Below are 20,404 nucleotides of genomic sequence, written 5' to 3'. Positions count from 1 at the left end.
AGCCCATTACCACGGAATATCGTCCCCCGAACCACGGAAGACCGATGATTGCGCCAACAGTGTCTATGCTTGGCTTTATGCGAAGCGTCTTGCCGTTCGTTGTGATGCGCGGCAAGCTACGTGGCTAAGGCTAACCCAACAATAAGTATTGACCATGACTGGAAGCACCACCAGAGTAGGCAGTAAAGGCCAACGCCTGATCCTGACCCTGTTATTGGTAGCCATCGCGCCGCTGCTGAACCTGACCCACATTCCGCTGCTGTTCGATGTCTACCTGATCTTTGGCTCCATCGCCACCATGACCGCCGTTATGCTGCTGGGCACACCGGCCGCGGTACTGGTGGCGGTATCCGGCAGTCTGGTCACCCTGTTTTTGTGGGGACACCCCTATGCCCTGCTGATTTTCTCGCTGGAAGCCCTCTGTGTCGGCCTCTGCCACCGCTACTGGAACCTCAACTTGGTGCTCGCGGACATGCTGTACTGGGTGGTCGCCGGCATGCCGCTGGTGGGCATCTTCTATTACTTCGGACTGGACAATGACTCGGCCACCACGGCACTGATCGCCCTGAAGCAGCCACTGAACGGCGTCTTGAACGCCTTGCTGGCAGTGATACTGGTGCTGGCCCTGGAAGCCCTGGCACGATCCGGCACCATGCGCCCCCTACGTTCATCACGGTTTGAGTTTTCCGAGGTGCTGTTCATTTCCCTGCTCCTGGGGATTGCCCTCGCCGGCACCCTGCCGATCGTGGTTGAAGGCGCCCGTGACCAGGTGATCCACGAGCAGTTCACCGCCAGGCAGCTTCAGGAACATGCCCGTACCGTCACCCATTTATTGGAGCAAGAGCCGGAGCAGTCTGAAGCACCACTGACACGCAAGCTGGCCATCGCCCAAACCAGCCCCGACTTTGGCATTGCCCTGCTGGGTAATCAGGGGCAGGTGATCGCCAGCATCGGCGCCATTCGCAGCTTGGCCGAAGAAGGCGGCGACATCGCCACACGCGCCAATGGACTCAGCCTGTGGCAGCCGTATCAGGAAAGACACGCCTTGAAGCAGTGGCAGCAGGGCAGCTACCTCACAACCGCTACGGTTCAGAACGTACCCGGCGTTGACCAGGTACTGGTGGAGTACCCGGCCGCCCCGGTGGTTGAGCAACTCCGGACCAACCAGCTGCAATTGCTGGCCATCCTGTTTGTCATCATCATGCTGGGTGTCCCTGCCGCCTACCTGTTCAGTTTTTTGCTGACCCGCCCCCTGGCCAAGCTGACCCGCAGCAGCCACGGGCTCACCCGCCAGATCACTTCCGGCGAACTGCCGCAGCTGCCTGACAGCATGCTGGCGGAATACAACGAGCTGTCGCACACCCTGTCAGAAGTCACTCGCGCCCTGACCAACGCATTTCGGGAAATCAATCGCAGCCAGGACACCCTGCGCCAGACCGTGGCGGAAAAAACCACGGAGCTCAGTCATGCCAATACCCTGCTCAACAGTGTGCTGGACTCGGCCACCGAGATTTCGATTATCGCCACCGACACCCGCGGCACGATTTCCGTTTTTAACCACGGCGCCGAACGCCTGTTGGGCTATCACGCCGATGAACTGGTGGGAAAATGCACGCCACTGGCGTTCCACGATGCCGACGAGGTCACTGCCCGGGCACAGGAATTGGGGCAGCGACTCAACAAGCCTATCGAGGATTTCACCGCGCTCATCGGCGTAACGGCGGACGGCGGTGCTGAGATCAGGAACTGGACCTACATCCACAAAAATGGTCAGCGTATACCGGTGTCGCTCATGGTGACCGCCATTCGCGATGGCAACAACGAGCTGACCGGTTACCTGGGCATCGCCCTCGACATCTCCGAGCGCCAGCGTATGGACACCCTCAAGGACGAGTTCATTTCCACGGTCAGCCACGAATTGCGCACCCCACTGACGTCGATTTCCGGCGCCCTGGCATTGGTCCGCAACGGCACCCTTGGCCATGTTCCGGACTCCATGAGGCAGATGCTGAACATTGCGGAAAACAACGCCAAGCGGCTGATCCTGCTGGTCAACGACCTGTTAGATATCCAGAAGATCGCTTCCGGGCACCTGCATTTTCACGTCGAAACCTGCGCACTCCCGCCACTGCTGGACGAGGCCATCGAGCAGAACCAGCCCTATGGCCGGAAACGGGGCGTCACGGTCGAGCTGATGGGCCCCATCCCTGACATCGACGTCAGCGTGGACCGTGTCCGGTTGATCCAGGCCCTGTCCAACCTGCTGTCCAATGCCATCAAATTTTCCCCGGACGATTGTCCGGTCGAGGTTCGGGCAGAACAGGACGGTGACGAGTTGACCATCGCGGTGATTGACCAGGGCGCAGGTATTCCCGACCATTTCCACCATCGGATATTCCAGAAGTTCGCCCAGGCCGACAGCTCCGATGCTCGCCAGAAAGGCGGCACCGGCCTGGGCCTGGCCATTACCCGTGAGCTGATTGAACAGATGGGGGGGTGGGTCACCTTTGAGACGTCGCCGACCGCGGGTACCCGGTTCTATATCCGCCTTCCGTTGGCCACCGGGGCTAGTGCCACAACGTCTATCCCAGCACCCACCGAACCGGCACCCCGTCAGGTATTAGCGCCTGCCACCATCGACACGTCGCCAACACGCCCGTTGGTCCTGCATGTCGAAGATGACGCTGACCTTATTGATGTGATGCGGGTGGCGGCGGGCAACCGTTTCGAGTTGCACTTTGCCACCAGCCTTGCAGCCGCACGGGAGCAGTTGCAGCACCCGCGCCGGTATCAACTCGTATTGCTGGATATCGGGCTACCCGACGGCAGTGGCTGGCAGTTGCTACCGGAGATCTACCGACAGCAACCCCAGGCCAACGTGGTCATTCTGTCCGGACAACACCTGTCCCGTCAGGAGCTGGACCTGGTGGAGGCAACCTTCACCAAGTCCCAGGCCTCCATCGACATACTGCTGTCCACACTGGAAACCCTGACGTCCCATCCCAGCGACCGTTAACAACGGCGTTACTCGCTGGGCGCAACCGTGTTCAGGTAAGCCCGGTCGGAGATGTTGGTCCATGGCCGGACCTGCTGAAGATAGGCCTGCTGGGAGCGAACAATTTCCTGGGCCAGCGGGTCATTTTCCGACGCTTCCAGCAGCAGGCGATCCGTGGTCTGACGCAACGCATCGATCACTTCTGGCGGGAACGTGCGATGCTGAACGTTGGGGTACTCTTCCTGCATCCGGCTCCAGGCCAGACCACTGGCATGGGTGCTCTGGATATACATATCGTAAGCCGCCGTGCGCATGGCCACCCGCAGGATCTCCTGAAGGTCAGCCGGTAGACGCTCCCAAACACGCTGGTTGATGAGGAACTGAACTTCCGCACCGGGTTCCTGCCAGCCTGAGTAGTAATAGTCGGCAATCTGATGAAAGCCCATGCTGAAATCCAGGGCTGGCCCCACCCACTCCAGGGCGTCAATGGTGCCGCGTTCCAGAGAGGTATACAGCTCACCGGGCGGGATATTGGTCACGGCTACGCCGAGTTCCGCCATCACTTCACCGGCAAAACCAGGGGTCCGCATTTTCAGCCCCTGGAGGTCCTCCAGCGAGTTGATCTCCTCGCGGAACCAGCCGCCCATCTGGTTTCCGGTATTACCGCCGGGAAAGGACAACAGGCCATGGGGTGCGTAAACCTTTTCCATCAACGCCATACCGTCGCCGAAATAGAACCAGGCGTACTGCTCCGGGGCGATCATGCCAAAGGGCACGGTGGTGAAGTACATGGCGTTGGGGATCTTGCCCTTATAGTAATAAGAGGCGGTATGTCCCATGTCGTACTGGCCGGCCTTGACCATATCGAAAATACCGAAGGGGGCCTTGTGCCGGTTGGAGGAATCAATCCGGATCTGCAGACGGCCGCCGGACATGGCTTCGGCCATCGCCGCCATGTTACGGGTGGCATCACCCAGGATGGGGTAGTTGGGCCCCCAGGTCTCGGCCAGTCGGAGAACGTGGGTTTGCTCTGCCTGGGTAACCAGGCTGGCGGCAAACAGCAGCGCGGCCGTTGCCAGGAGTCGGATTTTTCTCATGGATCCCTCGGGTATTATTGTTGAACCAATCAGGTGCGGCGCCAATCATACCGGGGTTAGAGGGCGATCCCAAACGCTGGCAAGCACACTCCGGTCAGTCCGCCCGAGGCAGGGTCACGTAGAAACAGGTCCCCTTACCCGGCTCGGAATCAAACCGGATACTGCCGTTCATGTGGAGCAACAACCCCCGTGAGATGGCCAGCCCCAGCCCGGTGCCGCCTTTGACCCGACGATCCGAGCCGTCGGCCTGGGCAAATTTCTCGAACACCCGACTATGAAACGACTCTGGAATGCCATCGCCCTGATCACAGACTGAAATCTGGACCTGCCCATCCAGCAGCTCGCTGCTTACCCGCACGGTGCCGCCCGCCGGAGAAAACTTGATGGCATTGGACACCAGGTTATCCATCACCTGCAGGAACCGCAGATCATCCGCCAACACCGAACAGCGGCTGGACTGGTTGCTGTACTCCAGCACGACGTCGTGATTGTGGGCGTAGACCTCCAGGTTCTCCAGGCTGGTTTTCATCATCGGCGCCAGGGCCAGCGGACGAATATTGAACCCCAGCTTGCCGGAGACCAGCTTGTCCATATCCAGCAGGTCATTGATCAGCTGCGCCAGTCGTTCGCTGTTTTTCAGGGCAATTCCGACCATTTCCCGGGCTTTGTCGGGCAGTTCTCCCACCATGCCTTCGGAGGTCAGTTTGAGCGCCCCCGAAATCGACGTCAGTGGCGTGCGCAATTCGTGGCTGACCGTGGAGATGAATTCATTCTTCATCTGTTCCACTCGTTTCTGCTCGGAAATGTCCTGCAAGGCCAGCCAGACCAATTCGCGATTGCGCGCTTCCTGCACCCGGGCACCCGCCAGCAGAATCGGCATACTGTGCCCATCGGCACTCAGGCACAGGCTTTCTAGCGGACCAAAACGCGGCTCACCCCCCAAATCGGCCCAGGGCAAGGGCGGTGGAAGGATACGACTCACGGTCACCGCATGAAGCTGACCAACATCCATTGCCGTCATGGCACACAGGGAGGCATTGACGCTCAGGAAGCGGCCGCTCTGGGCGTCCACCAGCGCCATCCCCAGGGGCGACAATTCAAACAGGGACTGCAGCCGTCGCTGGCTCTTGCGCTCACGCTGGATCGACAAGGCCATACCCAGCCCCGGCAGCAGGATCAGGGCTGCGGCGGCGAACAGCAGGCCACGAAATGAGACCACATCGGGAGGAAGGGGCCGCCACCCATCAGCAGGCACGGCCGCCAACTGCCAGCTGCCACCGCCAACCGCAACCGGCATGGTCACCGGTGCCTGGCCGAACAGTTCGTCGCTACCGTAGAAAACAGCGCCGGGCTGACCATCCGACTCCACTTTGCGCAGAGCAATCAAGAGATCGGAAACATCGTAGATCCCGGCTTCCTGATACAGGGCATCGACGTCAATCACCGCTGACACCAGGCCCCACAAATAACGCCCATCGCCATTCAGGCGATGACTGAACACCGGAACCCGACCGATAAACCCACGTCCGCCCTGAACCAGGGTCAGCGGGCCATCGAGCACCAGCTCCCCACTTTCAGCGGCCTGGCGGACCTTCGGCCACTGATGGGCATTGGCGCGGTAATCCAGCCCCAGGGCCGCCTCATTGCCGGTCAACGGGTAGATCATCCGGATCACCATATCCGGTGCTGCGCCGATATTCCGGAGCTGTTGTTTCTGCGCCAGAATCTCGCTGGCGATGGCGCCAAAGCGTTGCTGGGTAATGGACGGGTCTGCCGAAACCACCGCCACCAGCCCCTGCACCACCTGAAGATTCTTACCAACGGTCCCTTCAAGCTGCGCTCGCAGGATCGCCAGCTGCTGGGTCACATCCGCCCGCCGTTCCTGGTGATAACGCTCACGGTATTGCTGATCCAGAGTGTACCCGCCAAGCGTGGTCACCAAAGCCACACAAACCCAGCCGCCCCAGAGCAAGACGCGAACCCACGATTCCCGGTTTAAATTTCTGAGCATGTGACCTTTAACCGTCTTAGCAATGCCAACGTCCTACTGCCTCCAGTCATCGGGTTTTGAATTCGCCAATCCACTTAACATAGCCAATCCCGGGCGGGCAGGCCATTAACAATCAAGGGGATTTTGCCCGGCAACGACTCACCAACGGTCGCGGGGTTCGCCCCGGTCACATTTAACGCAGTTCAGCGGAGTACCGAGGCGCTGCTTGCGGCCCTCGGCGGTGATCACCCAGGGCCGGTTGATCCAGGGTGGGTCGTGACGCACATGCTGGCCGTGTCCACAGGCCAGCTCGGCAACCCAGTGTTGCTCGTCGTCCCGATGAAAGCCCACGATGGACTGCTGCATACCACCCTCTCAACGTCCCAAAAAATTAATCCAGATCAACGAAAGTGAAATGTAATATTATGTTTTACATTGTTACAGCATTCACCACTGTGAAACGCCCTGACTCCCTGATACATTGGCGCTGCGCTCAAAATATGACCAAATTTTAGTCATTAATACCGCGTATTGTTATCACCGAAGTACGGCAGACACGCGTTATGACGAATTCCCCCAACATCGCTTTCCTGGCACCGCACACCACCGATTTCCAGATCCCTGACGGCTGGCAGCGATACGAAACCGTTGCGCAGCTCACCCAGGCAAACAGCGATGTTATTGTGATCGACCTGCCGCAGGAAGGCCTGGAACGGGCCATTATCGAACTCCGCAAATCGATCTATCCGCTGAACCTGATTTTTTCCGCAAGGCCTGCCAATGGCCCGCTGTTCGAGCAGCTGGGCGATGGCATGCTACCTGAGGCAACGGATGCTGTCCTGCCGTTGTACAGGCTTTGGCAGCAACGCCTGCACAGCTTTAACCGTGGCCAGCCATCCACCACAACCGAAGAGCGTGTGCTGGCCTGGTTGTGGAGCCGGCCCCGCAGCGCGCTGGTTCCGGTCCGCGCGCCTCGTCAGGCCATTCCCTACTACTACCCTCTGGTGGATGTCCTCACCGAGGACGACACCATCAATGCGTTCAGCTGGCTGCAACTGATGCAGCAACAAGGCCTGTTTGCGGAAGGTGAACTTCTGGACCGGCTGCGGCAGTGCCGGGAATGCTCCTCGACTCGTCTGAACTACATCGACGTGTGCCCGGACTGCCAGACCATCGATATCACCCGCCAGCCATCGCTGCATTGTTTTACCTGTGGCCATGTTGCACCTCAGGAAAGCTTTCTGAAGAACGGCACCCTGGAATGCCCGAACTGCCTGACCCGACTGCGGCACATTGGCAGCGATTACGACCGGCCCCTGGAAAACCTGCGCTGCCGCAGTTGCAATGCGTTTTTCGAAGAGCCGCTGGTGGAAGCGCACTGTCTGGACTGCCAGCACATCAATGCACCGGAAGACCTCAAGGTTCGGGAGATCCGGCGCTACAGCCTGACCGAACTTGGTCGTCTGAAGTGCCGCCAGGGCCTGACCTCCAGCCTCCGGGACGATCATTTTGATCAGCTCAACCTGATCAACAACGGCGCCTTCAGGACACTCCTGAACTGGCAGATCCAACTGACCCACCGGTACAAGTCTCACGCCACCTCACTGATGGCCATCAAGTTTGAGAACCTGGAGGCCGCCATGGAACAGGTGGGTGAAGCTGGTGGCATCGCCGCCATCGACACTCTGGTCAGCCGCATCCGCGAAGCCATTCGCGAAACCGATCGCTGCACCCGCTCGAAGGAAAACCTGCTCTGGCTGTTGTTACCCAACACCGACATTGAGGGCCGTGAAGCCCTGCGGAACCGGATACTGGAACTGGCTCAACTCCTGCCGATCGCCGAACACAGTGGTTTCCGCGTCGTGGTCGATGGCTACACCCTGCCAATGGAGATGCTGCCCCAGGAGGACGCTGAACTGATCATGGCCAGACTGTCCGGTAAGCTGGGGGCGTAGTGGAAACGATCGTACAAGCCGCATCACAGATTGCCGGTGAGATTTTCGGTAACGGTGGCCTGTCCGAATGGCTGCTGCGGCTGTTTCCTTTCTTTATTCTGCTGGAACTCCCGGTGTACCTGCTGATCTTTGTGGGCGTACTGCGCTGGAAGCTGCGAGAACGGCACAGAATCCCACCGAGCAGGCTCTACACCCCCAAAGTCTCGTGCATTGTGACCTGTTACAGCGAAGGGGCCGAGACCGTCATTACCCTGAAGAGCCTGTGCGAACAGCTCTACCCGGGGGTTCTGGAAATCATCCCGGTGGTCGATGGCGCCAGCATTAACCGTGAGACCCTGGCCGCGATTGAAGGTTTCCGCGTCGACCCGCATTTGCACCCGCGCCGCACCATCCGACCGCTGGCCAAGTGGCAGCGCGGTGGCCGGGTGTCATCGCTGAATGCAGGCCTTCACCATGCCACGGGCGACATCGTGCTGGCGCTGGACGGCGATACCTCGTTCGATAACGACATGGTCAGCCAGATCGTGCAGCACTTTGCCGACCCCAACGTTCCGGCTGTTTCCGGTAACCTGCGGGTGCGCAACCGCAATGACTCCCTGGTCGCCAGAATCCAGGCCCTGGAATACCTGCTGTCGATCCAGATGTCCAAGATCGGTCTTGGGGAGTGGAATACCATCAACAACATTTCCGGGGCCTTTGGTGCATTCCGGCGGAAGCTGCTGACCCGTATTGGTGGCTGGGACACCCATACCGCGGAAGATCTCGACATTACCCTGCGGATCAAGAGCTACTACGGTCGCCACCACTTCCGGATTCCGTTCGAACCCAGGGCCATCGGTCATACCGACGTTCCCACGACGTTTCGCCAGTTCCTGATGCAGAGATTGCGCTGGGATGGTGACCTGTACTTCCTGTTTGTGCGCAAACACCAGCGCAACCTGTCACCTCGCCTGATGGGCTGGCCCGACTTCCTGATGACTCTGGTCACCGGCCTGTTCTTTCAGCTGGTGATGCCGTTCCTGATTGTCAGCTACCTGGTGGTCGGCTTCATCCTGATGCCGTTATCAACCATCGCCTTCGTGGCCGTGCTGATCTACTCGGTCTACTTCGCGATCACTCTGACGCTCTACCTGGCCTGCCTGCTACTGGTCTCCGAGCGCCCACGGGAAGACCTGAAGCTACTGCCCCTGGTGCCTTTGTTCCCGGTGTTTATGCTGGTTATCCGCTGCTGGGGTGTGGTCTGCACACTGAACGAAGCCCTGCGTCGGGGCCACGAAGAAAGCAGCATGGCGCCCTGGTGGGTCATCAAACGGGGGAAGAAATTCTGATGCGTACCCGAAAGCTCCTGGTCGCCGGTTTGCTCATCCTGGCCGCCCTTCCTGTCAGGGCCATCACCCTGACCGAACTGCTCCAGCTGGCGTCGGATACACCCACCGTTAATGCCCTGAATGCCCGTATCCAGCAGCAGGGTGCCGAAACCCGTGAGCTTGCCGGCAGCGGCGGCTGGCGTGCCATTGCCGGAGCCGATGCTGGCTATTTCAACGAACTGGACGGGCCACGGGGACTCGACAAGTACACCGGCTATGGCGGCTACATCGGTCTGAGCCATCCATTGTTTGGCTCCCACCGCAACAACAGCGAAGCCGAAGCCTTCAGTGAGCTGACCAGTGTCCAGCTTGAGCATGAACGAACCCTTCTCGGCCATGAGCATCGCCGCCAAATTCGTACCAGCTATTACGACTGGTGGTACTGGACGGCGCTTGCCACTACCTGCCAGGACCTGAGCCGACAGTCCCGCGCAATCACCAACACCATCGACGAGCGCTACCGGGCCGGCGACCTGAGGGAATCCCAGCGCCAGCTCCTGCAAAACCGGTGGACTGGCCTGGAGCGCCACTGTACCCGGGCGGGGCGTACCCAGCACCAGGTTCGCCAAAGGCTGGCCCGCCTGGCCGGTCTGAACACTAGAGACGTCGACCGGGCCGAACCGCCGGCCCTGCCGGAACTGGCCGACCCTGTGGACTGGGGCTCGCTGCTGGAAAGCCACCCGGCGATGAGTCGTGCCCGCGCCGAAGTTTCCCTCACCCGGGACACCGCCGACAGCAGCTGGTATGACGACCTCGAAGCCGGGTTTGAAGTCACCAACCATTTCAATCGTCGCGACGACAACTCCGATACCGGCTACAGCCTGGTGGCCGGTATTCGCCTGGAAATGCCACTGACCAGTTTCTCCGGCAGCACCCGCGGCGACGCCCGCAAGCACCGCTATTACTCCGCCCAGGAACAGCTCCAGGCTACCCGCTACCAACTGTTGGACAATGTCGAACACGAGGTCATGACCTACCAGGAACTGCGGGATGAGATTGATTACCGCCAGGACCGCCGCAGTCAGCACCTGCGGGAGTACCGGGAAACCCTTGCCCGCCAGCCCATCACCGGAGACCGCACTTTTTTCGGGATTGAATCGGCGCGCCTGGACCTGATCGAGAGTTACTTTGAGCTTTATGATCGCTGGCGCGCGCTGGCGGCCCAGTCCGCCACCATGGTGGCGATCCAGGAAGATACCGGCGCTCCCTGGGATAGCGTCTTTACCGCCAAAGCGATAACCATACCAACACCGCTCACCGCCACTGCGCCACCGACCGCCTGGCAGCAACGGGTATACCTCTGGAACAGCCGCGAACTGCTGGCCCCCGCCAGCCGCGCCAGGGTACTGGACCAGTTGGTCGCGCTCGGTTTCAACCATGTCTATCTCGGACTCGACGCCGCCCAGGTGAACGCCGCCGAGACCTCGTCCCGGCTACGGCAACTGTTGTCCGAAGCCCACCGCAGCAATTTAAGGGTTAGCCTGTTACTGGGTGATCCGGACTGGATCAGCGAGCAAGGCCGCCCCCGGCTGGTAGACCTGGTCAGGCGTTTCGATTCCCTGCCCTTCGACGGCCTCCACCTGGACCTGGAAGTGGAGCAATTGGGCTGGCCGGTGCCCCAACAGCGGCTCGAAGCCTGGCTCGCAACACTGCAAGCGGTGTCCGAATCGACCGATCTGCCCCTGTCCATTGCCAGCCACTACCGCTGGTTCGAGCCGCAAACTGACGGGACAACCTGCATCCCCTGCCGGCTCCCGGCCCTGGGTATCAAGCAGGTGTCGCTGATGATCTACACCACCAACCTGACCCGGCGTGCACAACTGGTGCAGTCCATCACCACCGCCTGGCCGGACATGCAGTTCAGCCTGGCACAGAGTGCCGAGCCAACACTGAGCCCGGTTGAAAGCTGGCAGGGCCGCTCTGCCCGCGAGTTATCCGCGCTTTCCCGGCAATGGCAGGGAGAGCTGCAGCAACAGGGCCTGTGGGCACTGGAATGGCAGGACTGGTCATCCATCACCACGACCGACCCCATGGGAGTGACAGAGTGAAGGTTCGTTTCAAAAATACCAGACGGGATGAACCCGCATCAGACGGCGGTATGCGGGTACTCTACGCCCCCGCCAAGCGCACCGCCTACCGTCTGCGCTGGTACCTGATCCTGGCCCTGGTGGCCAGTCCGTTCCTGTGGTTCCTGGGGCGGGTGTTCCTGGAGACCATCCGGCTCGACGCCCCCGCCCAGGTGTCGTTGCCCCGGGTGGAAATACGGGCACCGGAAAGCGCCCAGGTTGACCGGATCGTGGTCGGCACTAACGAGACGGTGAGTCTCGGACAGCCACTGATCGCACTGGATAACCCGGCCTATCGTTCGATGCTGTCGGAAACCGGCGCCATCAACCTCACCAGCGAAGGCTCGCGTTCCCTCAGCGGACAGCAACGCCAGATCCTCGCGCAGTTATTGAACCGGGCCGAAAACCGGGTGAACCGGCTGCGCCAGTTGGTCGCCGCCGGTGCCGCAACCCGGGGCGAACTGTTGGCAGCGGAAAACCTGCGGGATAAGGCGGAGCTGGACCTGTTGGATTTCGACCGCACCCAGGCAAGTGCCAACCAGCTATCACCTGGCCTGCAACAACAACTGGCCCAGGCCAGCCAGGCCCGCAAAGTGGCCGAAGAACGGTTAGCCCGGTTGGGCATCAACGCTCCCCGGAACGGCCGGGTGCTGTCTATTGACGTGGTAGAGGGGGAGAACGTTGGTCCGGGAACCCTGATGATGACACTGACCACCGACGGCACGCCCACCATTGAGCTGTTCCTGGAGCCCAAGTACAGCGACCTGGCTCAACCCGGGCAACCGCTGCAGCTGCACCTGCCAGACGGCCAGTGGCTGGACGCAGCGATTTCCGGTGAACCCTCTCAGGTGCGGCCGCTACCGCCCGCCATGCGTTCGTCGTTCAAGCCCAACCAGGTCACCCTGGTGCTGCAGGTGCATCTGGCCGAGCCGCTACCCGCGAAGTGGCACATCAACGCCCTGCCGCTTACCGCGCGCTTCCCGAATCCGATCAGCCGCTGGTGGCAGCAACTGATCGACTGACCCGCATCAACGGGCGGTACGTTTCACCGGGCGCCGCTTGGCGCTCTTGCCAGCGCCACTGCCATTGTCACGGGGCGGCAGACCGGTGTGCTGGGTCAGCAGTGGCCGGCCCGACTTGCGGCTGCCAGCCGGCGTGGAGTTCTTGCGACGGGCGCTCTTGTAGCCATCGGTTTTGGGCTGGGTTTTCGGAATCAGCTGGTGCTTGCCCGGCCCGATCAGGTCGGCCCGGCCCATGCGCATCAGGGCATCCCGCAGCAACGACCAGTTGTTGGGATCGTGGTAGCGCAGGAACGCCTTGTGCAAACGGCGCTGCACCGGGTCCTTCACCGTACCGACCTTCTCGGTCTTGTAGGTCACCCGGCTCAATGGGTTACGGGCGGTGTGGTACATGGTGGTCGCCGTGGCCATGGGTGACGGGTAGAACGCCTGCACCTGGTCGGCGCGGAAGCCGTTGCGCTTCAGCCACAATGCCAGGTTGAGCATGTCCTCGTCGGTGGTGCCGGGGTGTGCGGCAATGAAGTACGGGATCAGGTACTGCTCTTTGCCCGCTTCCTTCGAGAACTTCTCAAACATCCGCTTGAAGCGGTCGTAGGTGCCAATCCCCGGCTTCATCATCTTGCTGAGGGGGCCTTCCTCGGTGTGCTCCGGCGCGATCTTCAGGTAACCGCCAACGTGGTGGGTCACCAGCTCGCGAACATACTCGGGGGACTCCACCGCCAGGTCGTAGCGCAGACCGGAGGCAATCAACACCTTCTTCACCCCTTTCAGTTCACGGGCCTTGCGATACAGCTCGATCAAAGAGGAATGGTCGGTATTGAGGTTGGAGCAAATGCCCGGATAGACGCAGGAGGGCTTGCGGCAGGCAGCTTCAATCTCCGGCGATTTACAGGCAATGCGGTACATGTTGGCGGTCGGCCCGCCCAGGTCCGAGACCACACCGGTAAAGCCCGGCACGTCCCGCATGGCTTCGATTTCACGGATGATGGAATCGTGTGAACGGTTCTGGATGATGCGCCCTTCATGCTCGGTGATCGAACAGAAGGTGCAGCCACCGAAACAGCCGCGCATGATGTTCACCGAGAAGCGGATCATTTCATACGCCGGGATTCGAGCGCCGCCGTAGCTCGGGTGAGGCACCCGGGCAAACGGCTGGTCGAAGACGTAGTCCATCTCTTCGGTGGTCAGCGGGATCGCCGGTGGGTTGAACCAGATGTCGTGACCACCGTGTTTCTGCACCAGTGCCCGGGCATTACCGGGGTTGGTTTCCTGGTGCAAAACCCGGTTGGCATGGGCGTAGAGCACCGGATCATTGCGAACTTTCTCGTAGGACGGCAAGCGAATCACCGTCTTGTCACGTTCAATGCGGGAGCTGGGCAGCAGGTCGACCACAACGGTGGTATCGCTGGCCGCGTCTTCACCGTTTTCCTGGGTGGTGGCGCAGCTCTGCAACTCCTGGGTGTTCACATAGGGACTGAGGATCTTGTCGACCCGGCCAGGCCGGTCCACCCGGGTGGAGTCCAGCTCGAAGTAGCCATCGGCTTCGTCGTTACGGACAAACGCGGTGCCGCGGATATCGGTCAGGCTTTCAATGGCGTCGCCACAGGACAGCCGGAAGGCCACTTCGGCAATGGCCCGCTCGGCGTTGCCGTACAGCAGGATGTCAGCGCCGGAATCGATCAGGATCGACTTGCGAACCTTGTCCTGCCAGTAATCGTAATGGGCGATTCGACGCAGGGAGGCTTCGATACCACCAAGCACGATGGGCACATCGTCATAGGCTTCACGACAACGGTGACTGTAGATCAGGCTGGCGCGATCGGGCCGCTTGCCGCCTTCGCCGCCGGGAGTATAGGCATCATCCGAGCGAACCTTACGGTCAGCGGTGTAACGGTTGATCATCGAGTCCATGTTGCCCGCCGCGACCCCAAAGAACAGGTTGGGTTTGCCGAGCTTCATGAAATCGTCTTTCGAGTTCCAGTCCGGCTGGGCAATGATGCCGACCCGGAACCCCTGCCCTTCCAGCAGCCGGCCAATCACCGCCATGCCAAACGATGGGTGATCGACGTAGGCATCACCGGTCACAATAATGATGTCGCAGGAATCCCAGCCGAGCTGATCCATTTCCTCCCGGCACATCGGCAGAAACGGCGACGGACCAAAACACTCGGCCCAGTATTTGGGGTGATCGAACAGGGGCTTGGCAGCTTGCATGGGGGTAACCGGAAATCCTGATGATGGCTGGTACAGCAGATAAAACGCTATTGTACGCGAGCCCGTTTGATATTTCTCAAAAAGGGCGCGGACAATAGCACGTTTTTTGATCAAAACCTATGCGTAAATCCCTCGCCCTCGTCCTCCGGGATCAGCAACAGCATGCCTTGTACTTCTTACCACTGCCACAGGGGCAGGGTTCATTCCGGCCAGGTTTCAGCGTGCCTTCGCGGGTGTCGCCGGCCACATAGAACCAGCGCCCCTGCTCACGGGCAAAATCGGAGTTCTCCTCCAGATAACCAAAGCCGCTGCCGGTCCGGTAAATAGCGCGGAAATGGACCTGGCCTTTGTCGCTCTCTGTATTCCTTCCTCTATTGTCCCCTTCGTTGGCCGACAAAACCTGGAGGGACACCCACTCGGGGCTGTCATCCAGGGCCAACTCCGCTGGCCGGGTGGCGGGGTGCCAGGTCTCGCGCAGATAATCAGCCAGGCCAACAACAAAGGCCGTATAGCGGGAACGCATCAGCGCCTCTGGCGTTGGCGCAGGCTGGCCCTGGTGCCACGGTTGGCAACATGCCCGGTATAGGCGTTCGCTGCCACAGGGGCAGGGCTGGCTGGGATCGATTGGGGGGCAGCTCATGGTATGGTTCCTTTGGTGGTGCAGGCAGGACAAATCTTAACTGCTATTTTGCATTATTTTTCAAAAAGCTCTGATCGCTGTCACGTTTTCACGTTAGACTTCTGCGTTTTCAGATCTACCTATTATTTAAGGAAAGCGAGCATGGCATTTGAGTACGGTGCCCAGAAACTCAACATACGCAACCCGTTCCGGTTTGAGGGGCTAGTGCGTTCCATTCGTGGCCTGATCGTTACCGCGATTGGCGTATATCTGTTGCTGCAGATTCAATCCCTGCTGAGCACCGACAAGACCAGCGCCTGGGTTAGCCTGGCTCTGGGCGGACTGTTTGTTGGCGCCGGGCTGAAAGCCCTGGGCGGCGGCCTGTTCCAGATGATGCGCTTCTTTGTGGGCCGTGCCGCCCCGGCCTCCCTGACCCAGAACGTGGCCCGCGAAGCGGTGGCTGAGCATGAGCCCAGCCTCTACACCGCCAAAACCCTCCACAACATGCTGATGAGCAAGTCGAACCCGACCTTTGTTGAGCCCAAGACCTGGTTCGCCCGCGCGGTTCATTCGGTGTTCCCTAACCTGATCGTCACCCCCTGGCCCATTCGCAATATGGCCCAGGTGATTGCGATGAAGCTGACCAAGAGCCTGGTGGCCATTGCCGCTTTCCTGGTGGCCAGCCTGGTCATGTACATGGCGTTTTCCGGCAGCACCGGGGGCGAAGTCGGCTCCACCGTTGTGTCGTTGTTGATGCAAACCGCCCTGTTTATCTACCTTGGCCTGGTTTGGGTCAAACTGGGCAATCCGCTGTCCCGTAACAACATGACCAAGCTGCATAGCTTCAACAGTGGCGGACTGGCACTGGTGGTGGTCGGTGCGATTGCCATCCCAGTGCTGTTTGCCCAGGGTTGGGGGTTCTTCTGGGACAGCATGTCGTCCCGCGACCAGGCCGGGCTGGCTGAAGGGCTGCCTTTGGTGGAGCCGATGTTCAACACCGGCGCCCTGCTGACCCTGGCGATTTTTGGCGCCCTGATCACCGCAGTGCTGGCTGCAGTGATGGTGAAAGCCCGTATTGGTATGGTACGCATCAACACCTCCAGCTCCGAGCTCAACAACAGCTGGCGCTTTGATCTGCACCCCCGCCAGATTTTCACCACCCTTCGCGATCTGGTACTGATGCAGAAGCGCCAGCTGGAACTGCCGAACCGGGTCTATCTGGACAAGAACGATACCGGTGAAGCCAACCGTGAAAACGAGCAGTTCAATGGCGACCTGATTGCCGAAATCCAGCCCACCGTCGAAGATATCCCTGAGCCGCAGGTTCTGCGCTGGGCACGCATCGGCGGCACCGTGGCCGGTCAGGTATTAATGCTCATCGGCGCACTGCTGCTGTGGCTGGGCGTCGAGCGCGTGCTCGATCACCTCAGCGTGACGCAGCAGTTCGGGGGCAAGGGCTCCGGCAGCTCAACCGCCTTCATCGAGCAGGTACTGGTGCCGGCGGGCGGAACGTTTGCCATTATCCTGGCGGCGTTGCTGCTGCTGGGCTTTGGCCGCTCCATCGCGCGCATCTGCCATCTGTTCTGGTCGGAGATCTTTTTCAAGTCGAACCTGTTCGACCTGCACTGCGAAGGCACCGTCATGCGGGCCACCCATTTCCGCGGTGCCGACCGTCACAGCGCTTCGTCCGAACAGGACGTTTTCAGCTTCGACGCCACCTACTTTGCCCTGGCGACTGAAGCGGTCAGTTCGACCTTTGCGGTATCCGGCCAGTACAACCTGGAGCAACCTCGTTACCTGCTGTCTCTGAACAACTGCGATGGTTTCATCAACAGCGTGGTGGGCGACCTGGAAAACCAGTTCCGCCTGCGTAATGACGAGCTGCGGGAAGAAAAGCGGGCCGACCGGGAGGAACGTCTGGACTATATCCGTCAGGAGCAGGAAGCCCGACGCACCGGCGATATGGTTGCCCAAGGGCTGACCAGGGATCCCCAGGGAACGCTGCCCAATCAGGACCAGGGCGTCCTGCAACAGCCCCAGGATCGCGAGCAGGTTTCCCGTTGGGAAGGTAACAGCAACGACTGATCCTGCCCGGGGCCGGATCTTTCCGGCCCCGTTTCTTCTCCCCTAGTCGCCCCTCATTTCCAGCACTCTCTGCTCACCGTCAACACCAGCGCCACCTCATTCCTCATCCGTGGTTCGCTGCAGGTATTCGAGCAACAGCCCGTCATAGATCCGCTGGGTCTGGATATCGGCCATGCTCTGCCGGATCGCCTCCTGGTAATGCATCAACGCTGATTTCCGGGAAACCGCAATCCATGAACGTTCGCCGGGCACAAAAAAGGGCGACACTTGCGCCTCCACATTTTCCTGACGCAGGGTGTACAGCCCAACCAGTTCTGGTGCGATAACCACATCCACATAATCCCGGTCCAGCATCCGCACCAGGTTCTCGTAGCGAATGCCGGCTTCCTTGATCAGTCCGGTGTCGTCATCAAATGCGGGAAAATAGTGGCTACCCCGCAGCACCCCAATCCGCTTCTGCCGCAGGTCATGATAGGAAAGAATCTCGTTCTCTGGACGCTGATAGAAAAACAGCCGGCGCTCAGGCGGAAAAGCGTCTACCAAATACTCCATGTAGCGTTCCCGCTCGGCGGTCCGCAGTGGGCCAAGCATGACATCCACTTCCCCACTTTCCATCAGCCGAAGAATCCGGCGAAACGGCGCTTCGACGTACTGCACCTCCCAATCCATGCGATGGGCGATCGCTTCAAACACCTCAACATAGAAGCCGCTGATCTGGTCACCATCAACAACCCGGTAGGGCGGCGCATGGTTAATCCCCACCCGAACCGTTTCCCCAGCCAGGCACAGGGAAACCATCAGCGACCCCAAAATCAGAATCAGACCACGCATTGCACTCTCCCTGTCCGGTCCGGGCTTTCGTGTCTATCCGCTGTTCGGAAAACTGCCCTGGGTTTTGGAGTATAGGCGCTCTCAGGCGGGAAGGCAGGCAAGGCGATCAGGCCGATACCCTGATCTGGTTACGGCCTTCGTCCTTCGCCTGATAGAGCGCGGTATCCGCTCGCTTGACCAGTTCCTGCAGGTCATCACCGGGCAGAAACGCCGATACCCCGGCACTGACGGTCACAGAGCCTCCGGGTATTGGAAACGTCTGTTCGGCAATGTGCAGACGCAGGTTCTCCGCCACCGCACCACCCTCATCGAGGTCGGTTTCCGGCAGGATCACCAGAAACTCCTCCCCGCCCCAGCGCCCGACAAAGTCCGCCGAGCGCACGTTTGTACTCAGCTGGGATGCCACTTCCACCAGCACATCATCGCCGGCATTGTGCCCGAAACGATCGTTCACCAGTTTGAAATGGTCTACATCGAACAGGATTAACGAGAAGGTATTGCCGTAGCGGGACGATCGCACGATTTCCTGCGTCAGCCGGTCCTCGGTCTTGCCCCGGTTATAGAGCCCGGTCAGGCGATCGTGCAGCGCCTGATGGGTCAGTTCCTGTAACAGTGACTGCCGGGTCAGGGCGCTGCCGAGCAGAGCGGCAACCGGTGTGACGGTATTGATGTCAAAGGCCTGCCAGTGGTGTTTGTCTTCGCGACTGCAGAACACCAGCAAACCGGAAACTTGATCACTCTGAATAATGGGCGCGATCAGGCAGCTTCCCGCGTTTTGCCCCGGCATCAACAGGTCGATCAGCTCATCACCGTCGTCACTCTCGTCGTAACGGATCACGCCATAACCCTGTTCCCGAATCTCCGACAGGGCTTCCTCCAGCTCATCCCGGGTCAGTGCGAGGCGCTCTTCGTCTTCATCGCACGGCAGCTCCGGCCAGGCATGCGCGACTTCAAACAGGCTGCCCTCCTGGGTTCCCTGCAACACCAGGCATTGATCCACCGACAGGTACTCACGCAGGAACTTCAGCACCGACCGAACGCCCCGTGCAGTCGCCGCCGGGTCCATGGTCTGCAGGGTCACACTGATCTCGCGAATGGTTTTCTCCGCAGCCACCATTCGTTGCAGGCGATCCCGGGCCTGGTAACGCTCAATGGCCAGGCTGGCCAGATAAAGCGGACCGGTCAGTGCTTCGATGTCCGGCTCCCCCGGTGTCCAGGGGTTGTCGTGGTAAACCGCGAACGTTCCCAGTACCTTGCCGTCGCTGCCCAACACCGGTTCCGACCAGCAGGAAGCCACCCCCGCCGCATGCCCCGCATCGCGATACCGTTCCCAGCGATCATCCTTGTCGATATCCTCCGTCACCACCCGCCCCTGAATCGACGCCGCCGTGCCACAGGTAGCGGCTCCGTAGCGAACCGGCAGGTTGTCCAGCGCCTCATTAAAAGGCGGGGCGAAAACGGGCCGATTGCCCCAGCCCAAGGTCCGGGTGTTCTCATCAAGGATCATGATGGCGCATCGGGCGTTGGGCGAGGTGAACTGGTACATCGCCACGATCAGGTCGAGACTGGCGGCCAACGGCCGGTCACCGGTCATTGCCAGCATGGCCCGGTTACGAAGCCAGTCCGTTGATTCGGCAATCTTGCGGACGCTGATGTTGACCCCGGTAAACATCAGCGTCTGCTTGCCCTCATAAGGTAGGGAAACCAGGGTGGCGTCCAGCCAAACCGGCAAGCCGGTCTGGTTGAGAAGTTTCCATTCAAAACGCTGCATACCCAGGCGGCTGGCTTTCTCCAGCCAGGCCTCAAAGTCCGCCAGCCCATAGGGCGAGCCCGACCAGGCATCGGGCCGCTGCATAACATCATTGGTGAGGGCTGCCATGGAATCGACCCCGAACATCTCCAGGGCCAGGTCGTTGGCATACAGGACAGTGCGGTCAAAACGGTCGAACAGCATCACCGAGATGGCGGAATGGTCAAACAGCCCCCGCAGTTCCCGGCTACTGTCCTTGAATCGACGTTGGGCGTCACCGAGCTCCTGGAGCAGCCCCAGGTTTTCCATCCGCAGCCGCCGTATCCGCCATTCCCGATAGGCCAGCAAAACTCCCAGAACGGCCACCAGGGCGCCTGCGGCCAACGGGATCAGGGATGAAGCCTCAGTCATCATTG

The 20,404-nt window shown here is 60.3% G+C and carries 13 protein-coding genes; 6 read left to right on the top strand and 7 right to left on the bottom strand.

The window, feature by feature from the left end:
- Positions 1-154 precede the first annotated feature (154 nt).
- Positions 155-3,016, top strand: a complete 2,862-nt coding sequence (locus BMZ67_RS04535) for an ATP-binding protein (protein ID WP_092020691.1) — start codon at positions 155-157, stop codon at positions 3,014-3,016.
- An 8-nt stretch (positions 3,017-3,024) separates the two neighbouring features.
- Here BMZ67_RS04535 and BMZ67_RS04530 read toward each other — a convergent pair whose 3' ends face one another.
- The 3 genes from BMZ67_RS04530 to BMZ67_RS04520 form a co-directional block, all read right to left on the bottom strand.
- Positions 3,025-4,092 carry a TRAP transporter substrate-binding protein gene (locus tag BMZ67_RS04530; RefSeq protein ID WP_092020690.1) on the bottom strand — a complete coding sequence of 356 codons (1,068 nt, stop codon included), beginning with the start codon at positions 4,090-4,092 and terminating at the stop codon, positions 3,025-3,027.
- A 94-nt stretch (positions 4,093-4,186) separates the two neighbouring features.
- Positions 4,187-6,103, bottom strand: a complete 1,917-nt coding sequence (locus BMZ67_RS04525; RefSeq protein WP_092020689.1) for an ATP-binding protein — start codon at positions 6,101-6,103, stop codon at positions 4,187-4,189.
- A 138-nt stretch (positions 6,104-6,241) separates the two neighbouring features.
- Positions 6,242-6,448, bottom strand: coding sequence for a DUF3565 domain-containing protein (locus BMZ67_RS04520; protein ID WP_092020688.1), 207 nt, complete (start codon positions 6,446-6,448; stop codon positions 6,242-6,244).
- Positions 6,449-6,645: 197 nt separating this feature from the next.
- Here BMZ67_RS04520 and BMZ67_RS04515 point away from each other — a divergent pair, with 197 nt between their 5' ends.
- The 4 genes from BMZ67_RS04515 to BMZ67_RS04500 are packed head-to-tail and all read left to right on the top strand — an operon-like array spanning position 6,646 to position 12,492.
- A complete protein-coding gene (locus BMZ67_RS04515) occupies positions 6,646-8,037 on the top strand; it encodes a TackOD1 domain-containing metal-binding protein (RefSeq protein WP_092020687.1) in 1,392 nt (463 codons plus the stop codon).
- A complete protein-coding gene (locus BMZ67_RS04510) occupies positions 8,037-9,365 on the top strand; it encodes a glycosyltransferase family 2 protein (protein ID WP_092020686.1) in 1,329 nt (442 codons plus the stop codon). The genes BMZ67_RS04515 and BMZ67_RS04510 overlap by 1 nt, the downstream gene beginning before the upstream one ends.
- Positions 9,365-11,452, top strand: coding sequence for a TolC family protein (locus tag BMZ67_RS04505; protein ID WP_092020685.1), 2,088 nt, complete (start codon positions 9,365-9,367; stop codon positions 11,450-11,452). The genes BMZ67_RS04510 and BMZ67_RS04505 overlap by 1 nt, the downstream gene beginning before the upstream one ends.
- The gene (locus BMZ67_RS04500; RefSeq protein WP_139214325.1) at positions 11,449-12,492 is read left to right on the top strand and encodes an HlyD family secretion protein; all 1,044 of its coding nucleotides are present in this window, start codon (positions 11,449-11,451) and stop codon (positions 12,490-12,492) included. Before BMZ67_RS04505 ends, BMZ67_RS04500 begins: the two co-directional genes overlap by 4 nt.
- A gap of 6 nt (positions 12,493-12,498) precedes the next feature.
- On the opposite strand, the gene BMZ67_RS04495 is transcribed toward BMZ67_RS04500, so the two are convergent.
- Positions 12,499-14,703 (bottom strand): YgiQ family radical SAM protein, encoded by a 2,205-nt coding sequence (locus BMZ67_RS04495; protein WP_092020683.1) that lies wholly within the window; start codon positions 14,701-14,703, stop codon positions 12,499-12,501.
- Positions 14,704-14,854: 151 nt separating this feature from the next.
- Positions 14,855-15,343 carry a YchJ family protein gene (locus tag BMZ67_RS04490; RefSeq protein WP_092020682.1) on the bottom strand — a complete coding sequence of 163 codons (489 nt, stop codon included), beginning with the start codon at positions 15,341-15,343 and terminating at the stop codon, positions 14,855-14,857.
- A 141-nt stretch (positions 15,344-15,484) separates the two neighbouring features.
- On the opposite strand from BMZ67_RS04490, the gene BMZ67_RS04485 reads away from it, so the two are divergent.
- Positions 15,485-17,407: a hypothetical protein gene (locus BMZ67_RS04485; RefSeq protein ID WP_092020681.1), complete on the top strand. Its 1,923-nt coding sequence runs from the start codon at positions 15,485-15,487 to the stop codon at positions 17,405-17,407.
- 96 nt (positions 17,408-17,503) lie between these two features.
- On the opposite strand, the gene BMZ67_RS04480 is transcribed toward BMZ67_RS04485, so the two are convergent.
- Complete coding sequence (locus BMZ67_RS04480) at positions 17,504-18,238, bottom strand: substrate-binding periplasmic protein (RefSeq protein ID WP_245749868.1); 735 nt, start codon at positions 18,236-18,238, stop codon at positions 17,504-17,506.
- Between the two features lie 106 nt (positions 18,239-18,344).
- Entirely contained in the window at positions 18,345-20,399 is a 2,055-nt protein-coding gene (locus tag BMZ67_RS04475; RefSeq protein ID WP_175481827.1) for a diguanylate cyclase, read from the bottom strand.
- Between the last annotated feature and the right edge of the window lie 5 nt (positions 20,400-20,404).

Source organism: Marinobacter zhejiangensis, from assembly GCF_900114775.1.
GTDB lineage: Bacteria > Pseudomonadota > Gammaproteobacteria > Pseudomonadales > Oleiphilaceae > Marinobacter > Marinobacter zhejiangensis.
This window is presented reverse-complemented; position numbering and strand designations above follow the sequence as displayed.